The organism is Bacteroidota bacterium, assembly GCA_039714315.1.
Taxonomy (GTDB): Bacteria; Bacteroidota; Bacteroidia; order Flavobacteriales; family JADGDT01; genus JADGDT01.
The window spans coordinates 1-1,974 of record JBDLJM010000263.1 but is presented as its reverse complement, the minus strand read 5'-3'; the positions used below and the strand labels follow the sequence as shown (position 1 = coordinate 1,974).

At 33.1% G+C, this 1,974-nt stretch carries 1 protein-coding gene; it reads left to right on the top strand.

Annotated features, from left to right (window positions below):
- Positions 1–360 precede the first annotated feature (360 nt).
- On the top strand, positions 361–1,956 hold the full coding sequence (locus tag ABFR62_14180) for a lipocalin-like domain-containing protein (GenBank protein ID MEN8139565.1): 1,596 nt from the start codon (positions 361–363) through the stop codon (positions 1,954–1,956).
- Positions 1,957–1,974 lie beyond the last annotated feature (18 nt).

The following is a 1,974-nucleotide window of genomic DNA, read 5'->3' as shown; positions in this document are numbered from 1 at the left end:
ATGGAAAAAAATGAAAAGCCCGTCCGGCTTGAGGACATGAAGTTAAATTTAATAGCAAAGCAATGTATAAGCTTTTCTTAGTTTGTTTACGCTAAGCTTTTAAGATATCAATATTAGGGACTATTTTATTTGCTAATATTTATGACTATACATTTTTCTCCCCAGTTAAAGGAATTGATCCATAGTGATCCCTGATGGGGAAATAGTAATACTTCCCGGATTAAAGTGTTGGATTCGATTGAAAATACAATTGAAGTAGATTTGATATTTGTTTTATGATGTCGTAACTTGTAGTAATAGAGTTGTTTGCAAAATGTTTTTTGCATAAACATGGATACATAAAACTAACAATTGAATAAAATGAAAAAGGCACTAATTCTTGGGTTGTTATTGATAAATAGTTGTATTGTTTTTTCGCAAGCATGGAAAACATACCCTTCTTTTCCTTCCGGTAGTTTAATCAGTTTTCCTGTTGACGAAGGACGACATTCATCAGAGCCTGTAGAATGGTGGTACACCTCTGGGCATCTTACCGGTAATTCAACCGGAAATCATTATAGTTATATGCTTACCTATTTTTACTATCCAAGATTAGGTTTAGATGGTTTTAGAATACTTACTTTAAGTAATGATGATACAGGGGTGTTTTTTGATGAAACAGCCGCTGTAAATTATAATGTATTATCTGCTGACAGCTTAAATATTGAAGCAAATATTATACAGGGAGGGATAGAAAGCTGGCATAATAAGACAGACTCTAATGGGAATTCGCTTCCTTTTGAATATGTAATATCTGCCAGTTCAGATCATGGTTCACTTAACTTAGAATACAATGCATTGAAACCACCTCTCATAATTGCTGATAAAGGTTTTTTAAATCAGGGTAATGATGCTTATTCATACTATTATGCACAAACAAAAAATGAAGTAAGCGGAACAATTTCGTTCAACGGGATTAGTGAAACTGTTACCGGAACATCGTGGATCGACAGGCAATATGGAACTTTCAACCCGTCAATTGGCGAAGACTATGAGTGGTTCAGTATCCAACTTTCAAATGGTATGGATATTCTGGCATATAATATTTTTACAAGTAACAACGAAATACCTGACATTAGCACTTATAGAATTTTATCTTTATATGTTGATGAAGAAACTCAGCATACGACTTCAGATATAGAGATAGAGCGCCTTGAGTATTCTTTTATGCCGGATAAACAAATGTGTTATTCGCAAAAGTGGAGACTTACATCAGCATTAAAAAATATAGATATTGTTATCTCTACTTTGAATTCTAATAATGAGATACAGTTACCATTCAGGTTTTATGAGGGTGCAACAACAGTAGTAGGAACAGTTAACGGGATAAATGTTACCGGAGTAGGTTTTGCCGAATTATTACACTCGTATGAGACTCCTGATATTACTATCATAAATAATGAGTTATGGGACATGAATAAACCGTTAACATGGCTAAATAACAAACCTGATGAAGGTAATCCATTGAAATATGATTTAGAGTATAGTGTTGATAATCAACAGAGTTTTTCGCCAATTATTTCTCAGCTTTCTGAAACATCCTATAATTGGGGTACGGCTCCTTTATCTAAGGGAGATGAATGTTGGGTAAAAGTAACAGGATACTCAGCAGATAAAACACTTATTAATACCGACATAAAAAAATTGGTTGTAAATAATGACGGATTAATAGAGGAAACATTATCTCCGGAATCATCAAATACAATATATCCCAATCCATCAACAGGTCGGTTTACAATAGAGGGAGAAAATATTAAAAAGATTGAGGTAATCGAAATAAGCGGGAAAACAATTTATTCATCATCACAAATTAAATCAGAGCATGCAATTGATTTAAGTGTTAGTCCAAAGGGTGTATATTTTGTGAAGATAACAACAGGTAAAGGAACAACTGCAACAAAACTTATACTTTATTAAGATACTTAAAAGTATTAA